Origin of the sequence: Pelodictyon luteolum (assembly GCF_001622165.1) — a bacterium.
In the GTDB taxonomy this organism is placed as follows: Bacteria; Bacteroidota; Chlorobiia; order Chlorobiales; family Chlorobiaceae; genus Chlorobium; species Chlorobium luteolum_B.
Window position 1 is genome coordinate 26321 of record NZ_LVWG01000016.1, and the last position, 16408, is coordinate 42728.

General features: G+C 49.9%; 13 protein-coding genes. 6 read left to right on the forward strand and 7 right to left on the reverse strand.

Annotated elements, in window-relative coordinates; genetic code table 11:
• Window positions 1-2: 2 nt before the first annotated feature.
• Genes yidC through rpmH form a run of 4 tightly spaced genes read right to left on the reverse strand, consistent with a single transcriptional unit; the run spans window position 3 to window position 2713 of the window.
• Window positions 3-1760: a membrane protein insertase YidC gene (gene yidC / locus A3K90_RS01705; RefSeq protein ID WP_303680868.1), complete on the reverse strand. Its 1758-nt coding sequence runs from the start codon at window positions 1758-1760 to the stop codon at window positions 3-5.
• Between the two features lie 7 nt (window positions 1761-1767).
• On the reverse strand, window positions 1768-2028 hold the full coding sequence (gene yidD / locus A3K90_RS01710; RefSeq protein ID WP_303680964.1) for a membrane protein insertion efficiency factor YidD: 261 nt from the start codon (window positions 2026-2028) through the stop codon (window positions 1768-1770).
• Between the two features lie 59 nt (window positions 2029-2087).
• Window positions 2088-2498, reverse strand: coding sequence for a ribonuclease P protein component (locus A3K90_RS01715; RefSeq protein WP_303680869.1), 411 nt, complete (start codon window positions 2496-2498; stop codon window positions 2088-2090).
• A gap of 53 nt (window positions 2499-2551) precedes the next feature.
• Window positions 2552-2713, reverse strand: coding sequence for a 50S ribosomal protein L34 (rpmH, locus tag A3K90_RS01720; protein WP_303680870.1), 162 nt, complete (start codon window positions 2711-2713; stop codon window positions 2552-2554).
• 485 nt (window positions 2714-3198) lie between these two features.
• Between rpmH and dnaA the strand changes: the two genes are divergently transcribed.
• The 4 genes from dnaA (at window position 3199) to A3K90_RS01740 (ending at window position 7611) form a co-directional block, all read left to right on the forward strand.
• A complete protein-coding gene (gene dnaA / locus A3K90_RS01725) occupies window positions 3199-4650 on the forward strand; it encodes a chromosomal replication initiator protein DnaA (protein ID WP_303680965.1) in 1452 nt (483 codons plus the stop codon).
• Between the two features lie 296 nt (window positions 4651-4946).
• The gene (gene dnaN / locus A3K90_RS01730; protein ID WP_303680871.1) at window positions 4947-6071 is read left to right on the forward strand and encodes a DNA polymerase III subunit beta; all 1125 of its coding nucleotides are present in this window, start codon (window positions 4947-4949) and stop codon (window positions 6069-6071) included.
• A gap of 134 nt (window positions 6072-6205) precedes the next feature.
• Window positions 6206-7315 carry a DNA replication/repair protein RecF gene (locus A3K90_RS01735; RefSeq protein ID WP_303680872.1) on the forward strand — a complete coding sequence of 370 codons (1110 nt, stop codon included), beginning with the start codon at window positions 6206-6208 and terminating at the stop codon, window positions 7313-7315.
• 2 nt (window positions 7316-7317) lie between these two features.
• On the forward strand, window positions 7318-7611 hold the full coding sequence (locus A3K90_RS01740) for a DUF721 domain-containing protein (protein ID WP_303680873.1): 294 nt from the start codon (window positions 7318-7320) through the stop codon (window positions 7609-7611).
• A 133-nt stretch (window positions 7612-7744) separates the two neighbouring features.
• On the opposite strand, the gene A3K90_RS01745 is transcribed toward A3K90_RS01740, so the two are convergent.
• From A3K90_RS01745 to mnmG, 3 genes are all read right to left on the reverse strand, one after another.
• Window positions 7745-8968, reverse strand: a complete 1224-nt coding sequence (locus A3K90_RS01745; RefSeq protein WP_303680874.1) for an FprA family A-type flavoprotein — start codon at window positions 8966-8968, stop codon at window positions 7745-7747.
• An 80-nt stretch (window positions 8969-9048) separates the two neighbouring features.
• Window positions 9049-11427: a DNA polymerase domain-containing protein gene (locus A3K90_RS01750; protein WP_303680875.1), complete on the reverse strand. Its 2379-nt coding sequence runs from the start codon at window positions 11425-11427 to the stop codon at window positions 9049-9051.
• Window positions 11428-11543: 116 nt separating this feature from the next.
• On the reverse strand, window positions 11544-13409 hold the full coding sequence (mnmG, locus tag A3K90_RS01755) for a tRNA uridine-5-carboxymethylaminomethyl(34) synthesis enzyme MnmG (RefSeq protein WP_303680966.1): 1866 nt from the start codon (window positions 13407-13409) through the stop codon (window positions 11544-11546).
• A 210-nt stretch (window positions 13410-13619) separates the two neighbouring features.
• Here mnmG and secD point away from each other — a divergent pair, with 210 nt between their 5' ends.
• Both secD and secF read left to right on the forward strand, forming a co-directional pair.
• A complete protein-coding gene (secD, locus tag A3K90_RS01760) occupies window positions 13620-15407 on the forward strand; it encodes a protein translocase subunit SecD (protein ID WP_303680876.1) in 1788 nt (595 codons plus the stop codon).
• Window positions 15408-15429: 22 nt separating this feature from the next.
• Complete coding sequence (secF, locus tag A3K90_RS01765; protein ID WP_303680877.1) at window positions 15430-16365, forward strand: protein translocase subunit SecF; 936 nt, start codon at window positions 15430-15432, stop codon at window positions 16363-16365.
• Window positions 16366-16408 lie beyond the last annotated feature (43 nt).

Genomic DNA, 16408 nt, shown 5'->3' on the forward strand with positions numbered 1-16408 from the left:
CCTTACTTTCCGCTACCCGATTTTTTCTTTTTGGGGCGGGACGGCGCGCTGATGCTCACCTGAGGGAGGTCTGCGGCCGAACTTGTGGAATTGATGTAGAACTGCTGGGCGACGCTGAACACGTTGAACATCAGGTAGTAGAGCGCCAGACCCGAGGGCATGTTATTGAAAAACAGCAGCATCATGACTGGAAACATGTACAGCATGATCTTCATCTGGTCGTTCGTCTGCGCTGTCGGCGTGATCTTCTGCTGAAGATAGACAGTCACAGCCATGAGGATAGGAAGCAGAGCGATGTGGCTTCCGTACATCGGGATGGCAAAACCGAAATCAAGAATTGAATCCGGGACCGAAAGGTCCTTCACCCACAGAAATCCATGCTGGCGAAGCTGTATTGAGGAACGGAATACGTAGAACATGGCAAATAGAAGGGGCATCTGCAGCACCACCGGCAGGCATCCTCCGAGCGGATTCACACCAGCCTCCTTGTATATGCGGCCGAGCTCGCTCTGCAGTTTTGCAGGGTTGTCCTTGTACTTGTCCTGCAGCTCCTTCAGCATCGGCTGGAGAGCCGCCATCTTCTTCATTGACTTGGTAGAGGCCGTCGAGAGCGGATAAGTCACCAGTTTGACGAGAAAAGCGAAAATGATGATGATCAGTCCGTAGTTGTGCACGAACCTGTTCATCCAGGTGAAGGCGGGAAGGATAAGAAACTCTGCGAACGGCCTGGTGAGCCAATCCCATCCAAAATCCATGATCTTTTCGATGTCTGCATTCTGTGCCTTGACGGTGTTGTAGTCAAGCGGCCCCAGATAGAGGCTGAAACGGCTGTTGACCACGTCTTCTGACGCAGGCACTTCCATTTTCAGCGAGGCAAGATAGTTTTCGTAAGCATTCCCGCGTGCCTTCTGGCCATCAAGATAGAAACCGGCAGTCCGGTCTTCGGGAATAATGGCGGCAATGAAATACTTGTTGCGGACCGCGACCCAGCGGGCATCACCCGACTGTTCCTCACGGTATGAACGGCCATCCTTTTCAGCATCGAGCTTTACGAGACTGCCGCCAAGGTATGCGCTGGCCTGTGCGCTTTGTGCCTCGTCGTCACGGTTCTTTTCCGTGTAAGGGAGACCACCGTCCCACTGTACCTGGTACTCATTACCAGCTATGGCTCCGGAAAGCCCTGTCAGTTTCACATCGTAACCGATGCGGTAGCTGTCTCCCGTGAAAATATAGGATACCTCTATCGACTGCCGGGGCGAAAGCGCCAGGCGGTACCGGAGGGCATAAGTCTCTTTGCCCTTGATGGTATGGAGAGTATCAAGGCTCGAACCCTCAAAGTATAGGTCGCGTGTATCGATGCGGCGTCCCTCGCGGGTTAAAAAGAGCATGGAAAGGGCTCCGTCCTTGGCGTCGCTCACAAGATCAAACGGCTTGAGCTGGCCGTCAAGGTGTTTTTTAAGCACCAGCGACTTCAGGGTAGCTCCTTTAGAGGAAATGACCGCATGGAACAGGTCGTTGTCGATGCTGGTCAGGCGTTCCGTGCCGTCAGCGGCAGGAGCGAACATCCCGAAGGAGTCTTCCGTTGCAGGTACAACCGCAGGCTGCATGTCTGACTGGATTTCGGCGGCAACCTGCTCCGTTCGGGCTTTTCCCGCATCGGTAACATCTTGCAGCGGCTTTTTCTCCGGCGACATGAACTGCAGCCATACAATCATGATCAAGGCGATGAGCGCCAATCCCGTTACTGAATTCCTATCCATGGATTTTCTAGTCCTCTTTTGTTCCCGGAACACCGTCATGAGGGGGCACGGGGTCGTAACCACCCTTAGAAAACGGGTTGCATCTGAGAATGCGCCACACACTCAGCCAGGATGCCTTGAAAAAATTATGGGTTTCGAACGCCTCAAGGGCGTATGCCGAACAAGTGGGATAAAAACGACAGGACGGAGGAAACATCGGGGATAGAAATCCCCTGTAGAATTTTATGAGCGCAAGTGGCGCCTTGTTGACAACCTTCCAGATGACCATCTCTACTTCCGTTATCCAGTCCTTCTGCACGCTCTCATCCATACCTTACAAGGAATCATTCAGGAAAACCTTATCTGGCTCACTAAAGTCCTGAACTCCCGCCTGAAATCATCGAGGGTTGGAATCGCCCCTCCTTTTCTTGTATACAGCAATACCATGTCAACGGATCCGGGCAAAGCCGAAAGGGAGGTCTCCCTCATCCGCTGCGCAATAAACGGCTTTTCCAGTCGGTATGCCTCCCGCATCATCCTTTTGGCGCGGTTACGCCTGACGGCCGAGGGCAGCGTTTTTTTGCTGACGGCGAACATAACAGAGGGGAATACTGACTTCGGGACATCTCCCGGAGAGCGGTACGCAATCCGGAGGAAATCACCTTTAAGGCTTTTCCCGTTGGTGAAGAGCAGCGATATCACTGCTCTCTTCCTCAAGATCTCATGCCGTGGCAGAGCGTGGATATGCGTTTTTGACAATACCTGAAAAAGCAGTTATGCATCCATGCCGGACTCCCGGCAAAGCGATGTTGTTATTTACCTGCAGTTCCCATCTCGCTGCTGACCGTCAGCGAATGACGACCTTTAGCTCTTCTTGCCGAAAGGATCTTGCGGCCGTTCTTGGTCGACATGCGCAACCTGAAGCCGTGCTTGTTCCTTCTTTTCCTGTTGCTGGGCTGAAATGTTCTCTTCATCTCAAATGGCTCCTCACCGTGTTGTAGGGATAAACTATCAAAACATCAAAATTACTGGGCGCGTAATTTAGCATAATGCCCTGTCATTAACAAATCCGCTTCAGCATTAAATATACTGTGCCCTCTGCAGCCGATATTCCTCTCTGAGAAGGCCCGAAACCCCCGGCAGTTCATCGGCCTCAGAATGTTGATAACTTGTGGATAAAAAAATTCCACCGGCCCCGGCGCCGCGGACTGCCGCGTGAAGGCATTGTCAACAGATGTGGATATCTTTTTCATAAAAACCTATAAAACAATAATTTTAAATATTTTACAATGTTGATAACTCTGTTGATACTATACACTGGAGATGGGCGTTTTTTCCGTGGACGAATTCTTTTTTCTCTCCCTAAAACTGTAACTTGCTGACAGTCAGATGTTGATGGACCGCGTTAGAGGCCCGTCCCCCTTCATAACTCCCGTTTTCCATGCTTTACGCAGATACCATGATCCTTCCGGAGAAGCAGGACACCCGACACCGGAACAATGATTCTATTGAGCAACAGGTATGGAGCTCATGCCTTGATGCCATACGGGAACACATCAATCCGCTTGCATTTCAAACCTGGTTTTCCCCCATCCATCCGCTGGACTACTCGGGAAACGAACTGACCATTCAGGTGCCCAGCACCTTTTTTTATGAATGGATTGAAGAGCATTACTCCCAGTTCCTCAAAGAAGCGCTACGGGAGGTGATCGGACCCGAAGCACGACTGATGTACTCCATCGTCATGGACAAGTCGCAGGGTCAACCTGTAACTATGCAGCTCCCCCCCCAGAACGTTCAGGTCGAGAAGAAAGTTGAAATTTCTTCCAGAGACGGAGGCAAGGCCGACAGGGCATTTGAACGCGATGTTGAGCGCTTTGAAACACATCTGAACGCCAAATACACTTTCGATACCCTCATCAGGGGAGATTGCAACTCTCTAGCCTTTGCCGCGGCTAAATCTGTTGCCCAGAACCCCGGCCAGAACGCGTTCAACCCCCTCGTTATCTATGGCGGAGTAGGGCTTGGCAAAACGCACATCATGCAGGCTATTGGCAATACCGTCAGAGAGAGCCGTGAAGCATCGAAAGTACTCTATGTATCCAGTGAAAAATTTGCGATCGATTTCGTGAACGCCATCCAGAATGGCAAAATTCAGGAGTTCTCGTCATTCTACCGCAACATCGACGTCCTCATCATTGATGATATCCAGTTTTTTTCCGGCAAGGAAAAGACCCAGGAAGAGATATTCCATATATTCAATACGCTTCACCAGTCGAACAAACAGATCATACTGTCAGCCGATCGACCCATGAAGGATATCAAGGGAATTGAAGACCGGCTTATTTCTCGCTTCAACTGGGGCCTTTCGGCTGACATTCAGCCTCCGGACTATGAAACACGCAAGGCCATCATTCTCAGCAAACTCCACCAGAGCGGCGTAAACTTCGATGAGAACGTCATAGAATTCATTGCCAACAATGTAACCGACAACGTTCGTGAACTGGAAGGATGCATCGTGAAGCTGCTTGCAGCGCAATCTCTCGACAAACGGGAGATTGATCTGCAGTTCACAAAGTCGACCCTGAAGGACATCATCCGTCACACAACCAAGCAGCTGAACCTCGATACAATCGAAAAAGCTGTCTGCGAATACTTCTCCATCACTTCAAACGATCTCAAAGGAAAATCTAAAAAAAAGGAGATCGCCGTTGGAAGACAGATTGCAATGTATCTTTCAAAGCAGATGACGGATTCTTCATTGAAAACGATCGGCCTGCATTTCGGAGGACGCGACCATTCAACAGTTATCCATGCGATCAATACCATTGCCAAGAAAGTTGAGTCCGGCGGGGAAGACCGTGGTAAAATCGATGAAATACGCAGAAGAATTGAGATAATATCAATGTAATCATCACTGGATGAAGGACGTTGATAACGTGTTGACTTCCTGTTGGCGGAATATGGACAAGTGCATAACTGTCAACATGGTTTGAAAGGCTCCAAAACCATCAACAAACAGTAAACATCCGGAACAGTACTACACTAACAGGTTATCAACATAAAATAGGTGCTGCTGGGGATTATTAAAATATTAAAAAATATAAAGTTAAGGGTTTAAGAATAAGAGTTATCAAGATATCAACACCCTCTACAGCAACAACAGTCTTCTTTTTTAAAAATTTCAAATAGTAAATGTTGGACCAGATGAAATTGACCTCCTCAATCCGGCAGCTGCAGGATGCAGTCAGTAAAGTTGCTCAGGCTATTCCTGCCAAATCGATCGATCAGCGTTTCGAGAATATCAACCTTTCTATTGAACCCGGTGAGCTCACGTTGTTTGCTTCTGATGGAGAAATCTCCATTACTGCCAAAAGTGGTGTGGAAACCTCAGATAGCGGCAATATCGGCATCCGTGCCAGAACGCTGCAGGATTTTCTCAGAAGCATGTACGACACTTCGGTCATGTTTTCAATTGAGCGGCAGGAGATCAGTGATCACGGAACTGTCAGTATTTCTACTGACAAAGGCCGTTACCGGATTCCCTGCCTTTTCCAGAGCAAACCTGAAAAGCAGGACAAGAATTATGATATCTCCATTGAGATGGAGACTTCTGAGATTCTTGACCTGATACAGAAAACTACCTTTGCCTGCAGTGTCGATGGCATGCGCCCTGCAATGATGGGTGTATTGTTTGAACTTGAAGGTGCCATCATCACAGCCGTGGCAACAGACGGACACCGCCTTGTGCGATGCCGCAAGGCATCCTCGGTTGATTTAAGCGAAAAAACCAAGGTGGTGGTTCCTGCGCGGGTGCTTTCCATTCTCCAGAAACTTGCTCAGACCGAATCGGTCACCATGCAATTTGACAGTGAAAGGAAGTTTGTCCGATTCATCTGTGGAAGTGTCGTGCTTGATGCCGCTCTTATTGTTGAGCCTTACCCGAATTATGAGGCGGTCATCCCTGTGGAACACGATAGGAACCTCATCATCAATCGTTCGATGGTTTATGATTCTGTCCGCCGGGTCGGGAGGTTTTCAAGTATAGGAGACGTCAAGGTCGTTCTTGAGGGACAGGTAATGAAGATCATGGCTGAAAACACCAATGAAGGTGAGTCCGCACAGGAGGAACTGTCATGCGAGTTCAGTGGAGAGGATATCGCAATCGGATTCAATTCACGTTTCATAGAAGCCGCTTTGGCCCATCTTGATGAAAATGAGATTCGGATTGAATTGAAAAGCCCCACGACCGCAGTTATTTTCCGACCTCATGGAGAAGAAGAGAATGACAACCTGATCATTCTCGTTATGCCGGTCCGCATCAATAATTGAGATTGGCTTCTAAAGCCGGCGGCAGTTCGCAGTCGGCTTTTCTCTTTGGTGCATCTGCTGATCCTGCTAAAAATGATGACTGGTACCTTGAAAAGCGCCTATTTTCGACGAGTACCTAAAATGAGGTACAGTCTTTGAGGCTCAAGAACATACAGGTTGAGAAGTTCAGGAACCATCATTCCCTCTCCTTCATGCCTGAAGAGGGCATTACAGTGCTATATGGCCCCAATGGTTCCGGAAAAACCTCAGTGCTTGAAGCCATCCATTATTGCGCTCTCACTAAAAGCCTCTTGGGGGCACCCGAATCCGAGTGCATTGCTTTCTCAGAAGATTATTTTCTCATTTCCGGTGAGTTTGAAAGTACGCGCGGTACTGCGCTGAGTGTAAAGGTATCGTATGGAAAAGAAAGAGGTAAGCAGGTACATGTCAATCAAAGTGAGGTTAAACCGTTTTCACAACACGTTGGCACTATTCCCTGCATAACCTTTTCTCCCTCTGAAATTGCCATCGTCAACGGTTCACCTGGAGAACGAAGAAGATTCCTTGACAATGCACTGAGTCAGTCAGACCGCCGCTACCTTGAGGAATTGCTTGATTATCGTAGGGTCTTACAGCAGCGCAATGCTCTTCTCCTGCAGCTCACTTCTTCAGGTGGTAGATCCCTAGAAATGCTGGATCTCTGGACTGAGAATCTGGCTGATCTCGCGGCCGGAGTTACTCTCAGGCGCATCAGTTTCCTCGGCGAACTGTCGGTTTATTTCGAGCCGTTGCAGACCAATCTTGCCGGAGGAGGAACCCATATGGTGACTTATCGTTCTTCATTCGGTGTCATTGATCCGGGTCTTTCACGTGACGAACTTCGGAACCGTTTTATAATACGCTTTAAAGAGACCCAGCGCCAGGAGTTACTGCGTGGTCAGACTATGTCGGGGCCACATAGAGACGATTTGCTGTTTGTTTCGAATGGTAGAGAAATTAAAAAATACGGTTCACAGGGCCAGCAGCGCGCTTTCCTTATAAGCTTGAAGCTCGCCCTTTTCCGTTACTTCAGCCATCGGCTTCCCGAAAGTCCCCTATGCCTTTTTGACGATATGTTCAGTGAACTTGATGCAGAAAGGACTTCCGAAATCTTTAATATCCTTGAGGATTGCGGTCAGACTGTAGTAACTACGACTGATGCAGGCCTTCGTATAGGAGCTGCATCCGTCAACGTGAAATCACTTCCCGGTTATAGAGGGGGCTGAAGATGGCCAGAACGCGAAATCCTAAACTTTTCTCTGCCATTGCAGGGGAGATGTACCAGACTCTTGGTATGCGGGAGGCGTTCCTGCAGTTCAAGGCACTGGAAGCCTGGGGCGGGGTTGTTGGACCTGCAATTGCCCGCGCGACATCAATTGAAAGGTTTTCGGATGGCCAGCTGTTTGTCAGGGTTCGCAATGCATCATGGCGTATGGAGTTGAACTACCGCAAAGTGGATATTGTCCGGCAACTCAACGCAGTTCTTGAGAAACCAATGGTCAAGGAAATCATTTTCCGCTGAATCATCGCGCCCCCTACGGGGATTCTTTTCTGTATGAAGGGTTCTGCGGGGCTTCTCTAAAGCCGAAAGCCCTCCAATGCATACTCATTGGGAGGGCTTTCCATTGAAACGGACTCTCTTCGGGCTGTTCTCTTCAAATGTTGCAACTCAACCTGTACATTTCAATCATTTTCTCCGCATAGGCTTTCCCAAAGTCAATGCATGCTTTAAACTCTTCTTCGTGCGGCTTGAACTTCACCATCATGTTGCGTTCAAACACTTTCAACTTGAGCATAGTGAAGTTTCCCTCAATCATTTTTGATGCCTCCCCGCTCCATCCAAATGATCCGAAAGCAGCTCCGAGCTTCCCTTTGTCCCGGATGGGATTAATTGCGCCGAAGAATCCGTATATCTGCGGCAGGATGTTCTGATTGATGGTGGGTGAGCCCAGTATGATTCCCGATGCATGGGCGATCTTCTCTTCCAGTTTCGAGAAATGCGTATGCTCGATGTCACATACATCGATGGTGAAATCGCAGGAGCTCTTTAACCCTTCGGCAATCTTATTGGCCAGCAGCATAGTGTTTTCATATGCCGAGACATAAGCAATGAGGATATTCTTTTCGTTTGGCAGAGCGATTGCGCCCATTGCATAACGCTGCGACATGTCGACGTACTTTTTCCAGTTGCTGCGCAGAATGGGGCCATGCCCCGGACATATGACTGAAATGTCCAGTGGTTTTATTTTTTCGATTGCCTGTATCATGTATTTGCTGAACGGGCGCAGAATCGCATCGAAATAGTATGTGAACGCATCATCGAAGTCCCCGACTTCATCATCGTACATCTTTTCATTGCAGAAATGCGATCCGAACGAGTCGCAAGTAAAGAGTACTCGTTCCTCTTCAAGCCAAGTGTAGATCGTATCGGGCCAGTGGAGGTTTGGAGCATTTATGAAATGCAGCGTTTTGTTTCCAAGGTCAAGTGTATCGCCGGTTTTCACAGCAATCGAACGGAAGTCATGTCCAGTTTGGTCTCGTAGGAATTTCAGCGCGTTTCCGCTCCCGACGACGGTAGCATTTGGTGCAACCTTCAGAAGGTTTGCAACGTTGCCGGAATGGTCTGGCTCAGTATGGTCTACAATGATGTACTCAATCTCTGCCGGATCGGTGACCTGCTTGATCTTGGCTAGATATTCAGGCCAGAATTTCTCTTTTGTCGTCTCTATGATTGCTTTCTTCTCTGCATTGATGAAGTAGGAGTTGTAGGTTGTCCCGTATTTTGTCTCCATGACTATATCAAAAGTGATAAGTCCGGGATCGAGTACGCCAATCCAGGTCACGCTAGGGCTTACTGGGAGGATGTTCTTGTCGGTCATATGGTTTGTCTTTGGGTTTATGTTGTTTGTTCAGATATCCTTACTACCCTCTTACTGCCCCCTATCGTTCCCTTCTCGGCTTATTCCTCCTCTCCCGGTGAGAGGATCAATTCCTGAAGTTCAATGCCTTCGGGTGAAAATGAGAACAGAGTGTCGTCTGAAAATATTGAGCTGTAATCCTGCGGCTTGAAGAACGGCATGAACTTCTGGCAGTATTCATCCAACCGTTTCAGATAGAATGCTGTGTTTTCATCAGGTTTCTCTGCGCTCCATTCCGTTGCTATTTTTCCGCGGTCACTGGCTGCACCACCTTGTCCGGTTCCTGCGATATAGTACGTGATCCGGTCCCCTTTTGTTACTGTGATGTTGGAGCGGATGGCTGTTTCGTAAGTGATGGATTTCGAACGTTTCCCTGATGCTACGTCATCCTTGTACTGATCGATGGAGCTCTTCATGCTCTCTGTGCGTGAAAAATCAGTAATATCTAGTTCATGGTTCAGAATTTTGTTCCTGTACTCCCGGTATAGGTCATGCAGTCCTGAGATATCTTCGGAAAGAAGTTTTTCAAATCCTCTCCTTATGAAATCCCTTCCGAATTTCTCACCGCTACGGCTTGTCAGTGAAGAACCTTTCAGCTTCATTACGCCGTTATAGTCCAGTAGCGCATAGTTTTTCTTCAGGTAAGAGATCATCTTTCGGAATCGACCGTCAAAGCCAATGTTGATACCATCTGGCATTAGTTCCGACACGTCCTGAACCAGTGCCCTTTCTTCTGCTTCGCTCTTTACGGAGTCGGGAGGAATAAAGAGAATTCCATCGGTATCGACTTCGATAATCCGACAACCTCTAGACTCGAATTCGCGGATCATTTTTCTTGCTATGGACTGTCCGGTGGATGTCACTCTGTCGGCTTCATCAAAATCATTGAACAGACCTCCGCTGAATCCGAGATAGCCGTACATTGCATTGATGAGAATCTTGAATGATCCCTGCATGGCATCGTAATTGGCGGCTAGTGATGCATTGTCTTTTCTTTTCTCTTCGGCTGCAAGCGCTTTGGCTTTCAGTCTGAGTTCCCTTAGATCACCTAGTACGCCTGGAAAGACTTTCAATCCATCGCTTTTCGGGCAGACCTTATAAGAGAGCATGATCGAGGGGTACAGTGACTCCACGTCAGCATAGACAATCGGCCCCAGCACCCCTTTCCTGAATACTTCTGTGTATCCTCCCGCATGCTGTTGACCCAGTGTCGGACGTGGGACTGAGTGTTTGAGTCGGAGATACTCCCTGATAAACAGGGCTTCGATTTTAGCCGCCTGTCCGATTCTTGCCGTCATTGCATAGGTGTAGGGAAGCATCTGCGAAAGGTAGAAACTGCTTCCTGAAAGGAGGGTCGAGAGCTCCCTCGTCTCGCGGACGTCATCCAGGGCATAGGCCAGGAGCTTGTCGTTTTTCGTCCTCCACATCTCGGCTATGTCGCTGTAATCGACATAAGTCCGGTCTTCCGATGCAAATCCAAAGTGCCTGGCAACCGCTTTCAGTCCATAGCTCTGCATTGAGCGTTTTGCGATATCATAGCTCTGGACAAGGAAGAGTGTATCGATAACATGGCGTCCAGGAATATCATAAAACGGGTAGTCAATGCTACGTTCAGCAAAGCGAATGCTTGCCGGATAGGATTTCGGCAATGCTCCATCCCTTCCAATTGCAAAAGGAACGCGGTGCAGTTCACAGCGAGCCTGAATATACGGTAGATCAAAACTGAAGATGTTGTGTCCTTCAATCACGTCTGGATCTTTCTCGGTGATTATCTTCACCATCTCCAGGAGGAGATCTTTCTCTGTGCGGTTGCGTGAGTGGATGGCTAGTTCCCAGCCTCGATTGTCTGACATCGATATGATGATGATTTCATCCTCTCCGATTCCTCGCCCTTTTTTCGGAGGTCGTGCAGGGTCATATAGGGTTTCGATGTCTAGCTGCATCCTGTACAGCTCGTCGAATATCATTCCTTTAAAGAATGTCTTCCCCGTCTGCATCATATATTGCGTTACCCCGTCACCACGGCTGTATACATTCTGGATGACTTCCAGTCCCCCCTCTCCAGCGTCCATCACTCCATTAACCTGCGCATTGGGTTGTTTACCTGCAAGATAGTCCAATGCCCCTCTGGAGCTTTTTAGATTCTTGAATATTGCCAGACTTCGATAATGGTTATCCCCTTCAAGCTTGACCAGCCAATATTTGCTCCCGTCCACCGGGATATAGCCCTCGAGAAGGGATGAATCCGTGAGAAAAAAGAATGGATAGAATGGCTCGTCATGGGATGATACCCCTTCTTTCGAGCGGTTGAACAATCTTATGTGTGTATCCGAGAACTGGTATGCGCCGACTATTCGCTCCTCTTTATCTTTACCGAAGAGCAATTCGTTTTCCAGTATATCGCTAACTATTGTGTCCATATAAATCTTTCTTCTTCATCCATTGATCCCCATCCTCAGATTCTTTTCTGTCGGGTGGCGCCTGTAGGTGGCAACGTTTCACGTGGAACATGTTCCACGTGAAACGTTGCTCTCATTCATCGGCCAATATGAACCATAAGGACGGAGACGTCCGAAGGGGAGACTCCGGTTATACGAGATGCCTGGCCGAGTGTTTCCGGACGGTGGTGGATTAGCTTCTCCATTCCCTCTGCTGACAGCCCCTTGATGGAGCGATAGTTGTATGCGGAAGGAATCTGGAGGGCTTCAAGACGAGCAATTTTTTCGGCTGTCAGAAGCTCGCGTTTGAGATATCCTTCATATTTCAGGTCTATCTCGACCTGTTGATGTACTGTCTTGTCCATACTGATACGGCACACATTCTCTCCGAAAGTCGGCAGAATATCTGTTAGGAGCTCAAGGCTCACCCCTGGGCGCTTGATGACTGCTGACAATTTCTGTGCGTTGAGAGTATTGGGGCGGCCTTGAAGAGAAAGAAATGAATTGAGCGTATCCGTGGGCATCGTCGATTTTTCCATGATCGCCTTGATGGCTCCTACAGCGGTAATTTTTGCCCTGCATTTATCCATTGCCGCATCGCTGATAAGGCCGGACTGGTATCCGAAATGCATCAGTCGGATATCGGCATTGTCATGGCGGAGCATGAGCCGGTGCTCAGCAGAAGACGTGAACATCCGGTATGGCTCCTTCATCTCTTTTGTAACCAGATCATCAATAAGAACACCGATGTAAGCGTCCGAGCGCTTAAGGTGCAGGGCGGGACGCTTCAGTATTTTTGCCGCGGCATTTATGCCCGCCAGAAGTCCCTGCGCGGCAGCTTCCTCATAACCCGATGTGCCGTTGATCTGCCCGGCAAAGTAAAGGTTCGTGATCCTTTTCGTTTCAAGGGTGCTGTGTATCTGGTACGGTGGAAAGTAGTCATACTCAATTGCGTACCCGGCTCGGATCAGCTTTACCTCCTCGAGTCCCTCTATGGAGCGCAGTCCATCTATCTGGGTGTCTTCGGGAAGGGAGGTGGAAAAGCCGTTGACATACATCTCATTGGTATCGAATCCTTCAGGCTCAAGGAAGATATGGTGGCCTGTTCTGTCGGGAAACCTGAAAATTTTGTCTTCAATGGATGGACAGTAGCGAGGACCCACCCCCTGTACTTTTCCAGTAAAAAGGGGAGACCTATCAAAACCTGTCTTCAAGATTTCGTGCGTCCGCTCAGACGAATGGGTGATATAGCAGGAGAGCTGGTGTCTGCCGATGAGGGTGGCCGTGCTGAACGAGAATGGTGGGGGGTTCTCGTCTCCCTTCTGCTCCGCTACTCTGGAATAGTCAACGCTTCGCCTGTCAATTCTCGGTGGAGTTCCGGTTTTCAGCCGCCCGGCTTCAAACCCCAATCTTATGAGGTTCTCTGTCAGACCCGTGACCGGGGGCTCGGCTATGGTTCGTCCTCCCGGGTAGTGGTCCATGCCGATGTGGATCAGTCCATTCAGAAACGTCCCGCAGGTGAGGATTGCCGCCTTCGCCGTGATAAGACGCCCCGACAGGAGCCGGACTCCGTGCAGTATCCCTTCTCGTTGTTCGATCCCTGTGACGGTATCCTGCAGGAGGTCCAGATTCGCCTCTTCCTCTAAAGCCCGCTTCATGTATGCCGTATATGCAACCCTGTCTGCCTGCGCTCTTGGCGAATGCATAGCGGGACCTTTACTGAGGTTGAGCATCCTGAACTGGATGCCTGTCGCATCAATAGCCTTTGCCATTTCTCCGCCAAGCGCGTCAATCTCCCGGGTAATCTGCCCCTTGGCAACACCTCCGATTGCGGGATTGCATGACATCCTTGCTACGGCATTCAGGTCCGTTGTTACAAGCAGGCATGAGAGGCCCATTCGTGACACCGCAAGCGCAGCTTCAGTGCCGGCATGCCCTGCTCCTGCAACTATGACATCATACATCGCCATGACTCTGCATTCGATAATCTTATTACGCAACTATTTCGCTCGACTGCTGCCTTAAATATGAAGATACGAATAAATGGAGCCATTCTTCAGCCTGCGACCGCCGCTGCGGAGCTCCTCCGCGGCCCTTGGGGGCGGCGTGTTTGTTAGTTAATCACTGCCCTGTTTCATATATTGGCTGATCCGTCCATTTGTTGGTAAAAGACTATGTCATCAATGAAAAATAAACGATTCAATCTGCTTCTGATCGCTGTCGTTACGCTGATCGCACTCTGGTCTCTCTGGCCGACCTGGCGAGACTACTCATTTTCGCGGCAGCTTTCCTCCTTTTCTTCACAGCAGGACAGCCTGAACTTTGTCCTCAGCCACCGTAACGAAATCGAAGACGCCCGACAGAAAAGCCTTAAACTCGGCCTTGACCTTAAGGGTGGCATGCATCTTGTGATGGAGGTCGACCAGGTTGACCTTTTCAGCGAGAAGGCCTGGAACCGTGATGCCCGGTTCGATTCTCTGATGGCTGCGGTCGCCAAAGAGGCCCGGACCAGTGATGCCGACGTTGTCGACCTGCTCTCGGCGGCCTTTAAAAAAGACAATATCAGGCTGAGCCGATACTTCTACGATATTCGCAACACTGATGGCGAAATACAGGGGAAGCTCCGGACAGAGGCTGAAGACGCGCTGGTTAGGGCCCGTGAAATCATCCGGAACCGTATAGACCAGTATGGCGTGGCTGAGCCGATGATTACAACTCAGGGAAACCGTAAGATCATTATCGAACTTCCGGGAGTATCCGATGAAAACCGGATGCGTAACCTCCTGAAAGGAACTGCGAAACTAGAGTTCCGCCTCCTCCGCGAGCCCGATGCTCTCGTGAGGACTCTGGACCGGATCAACAGTGCGATGGCTGCGGGTACGGTTGCCGCCGCTTCCACTGGCAAGCCGTCCACCTCACCCCTCTTTGATCTTGTCAGCGTTTCCCCTGGCGGAAGTGCCGTTATTGATGCACGCAATCGCGACCTAGTTTCTTCACTGCTTCGTGACGCTACTGTCCGAGAACTTCTTCCTCCAGACAGCGAAATGCTGATCTCGGCCAGGCCCGAAACCGGTAGCGACGCTGTGAGCTATCACGACCTTTATCTCGTCAAGAAGACCCCTGAGCTTACCGGAGGTGTCATCACCGAAGCCAAGGCAACATTCGGATCGCAGGGCGTGCAGCCTGAGGTGCTCATGTCAATGAACTCCGAGGGGACCTCGAAGTGGGCCCGAATCACCGGAGCCAACATTGGTAAACGGGTGGCCATCGTGCTTGACGGAGCTGTCTACAGCGCACCTGTCGTACAGTCGAAAATCCCGAACGGAAACTCCGTTATCAACGGCATCCAGAGCCTTGAAGAGGCAAAGGACCTTGAAATCGTCCTGAAAGCTGGCGCACTACCCGCTCCAGTGCGGATTATCGAGGAACGTACCGTCGGACCCTCGCTCGGCGCCGATTACATCCGGGCAGGCTTTCAGTCGATGATCTGGGGCTTTTCAGCGGTTGTCATTTTCATGATCATCTACTACCGGATGGCGGGACTTGCGGCCGATACGGCCCTTATACTGAACGTTCTTATCGTTCTCTCGGTTCTTGCCGGTTTCAATGCATCGCTTTCCCTTCCGGGCATTGCCGGCATTGTGCTTACCGTGGGCATGGCTGTTGACGCCAACGTGCTGATCTATGAACGAATCCGCGAGGAGATCGCCGATGGCCGTACTGTTACGGCGGCGGTCACGCAAGGCTATGACAAGGCATTTTCCTCCATTCTGGATTCACATGTCACCACGCTCGCCGCAGCCTTTCTCCTTTATACATACGGCATCGGTCCGATTCAGGGTTTCGCCGTCACACTGATGATCGGTACGGCGGCAAGTCTTTTCACCGCCATCGTCGTCACTCGCGAAATTTTCCAGTTCCTGCTCTCACGGAACAAGATGACTGCCAAAAGCTTCGGTTAATTTTTTCAATACGCATGAACCCATGAGGATTTTCAATTCAACCAGCATCAATTTTCTCCGCTACCGGAAGATAGCCTACGGGGTCTCTCTTGCGATTCTTCTCGCCGGTTTCGTTTCCCTGGCGGTGAAGGGACTCAACTACGGCATTGACTTCAGGGGTGGTTCCGAGGTTGTCATCCGCTTTGAGAAAGACGTTCCTGTCGGCGAGGTCCGCTCCGTCCTCCGCGATGCCGGGGTTTCGGGTACCCTGAAACAGTATGGCCTTGACCGCTCATTCCTTCTCAGCACGGTATTCAACGGCGATACCAATGATCTCAAGCTGCTTATTACCAGCGCACTGAATGCCCGCATGAAGGATTCTCCCCATGAGATTGTTCGCATCGACGCCGTCGGTCCAAGCATCGCATCAGACCTTAAGTGGTCTGCGGTGAAAGCTATGGTGGCTGCGCTCCTGGCAATCCTGCTCTATGTAGGCATCAGGTTCGAGCTGAAGTTCGCGGCTGCCGGTGTGGTTGCCATCTTTCATGATGTCCTGATTGTCCTCGGACTCTTCAGCCTTCTTGGCGGCGTTTTCGACGTCATGCCGCTTGAAATGGATCAGAGCATCATTGCTGCATTCCTGACCATTGCGGGGTACTCAATTACCGATACTGTTGTGGTCTATGACCGTATCAGGGAGCGGATCCGCAACCAGAAGCCGTCTGAGTACGAGCGGATTTTCAATGAGAGCATTAACCAGACACTCAGCAGGACCATCATCACCTCAGGTACGACCCTTCTTACGGTTTTCGTCCTGTTCATCTTTGCCGGGCCTGCCATCAGGGGTTTTGCCTTCGCCGTTTTCGCCGGCATACTGATTGGAACCTACTCATCCATTTTTGTGGCGGCGCCGCTGGTTTTCGACTGGCTCAAGTTCTCGAAGACGCCCGTTAAGCTCAGGGGCAGCCAGAAATCTTGAGACGATTCATTTTCCGATATTCGATCGTCATTTCATCATGAAC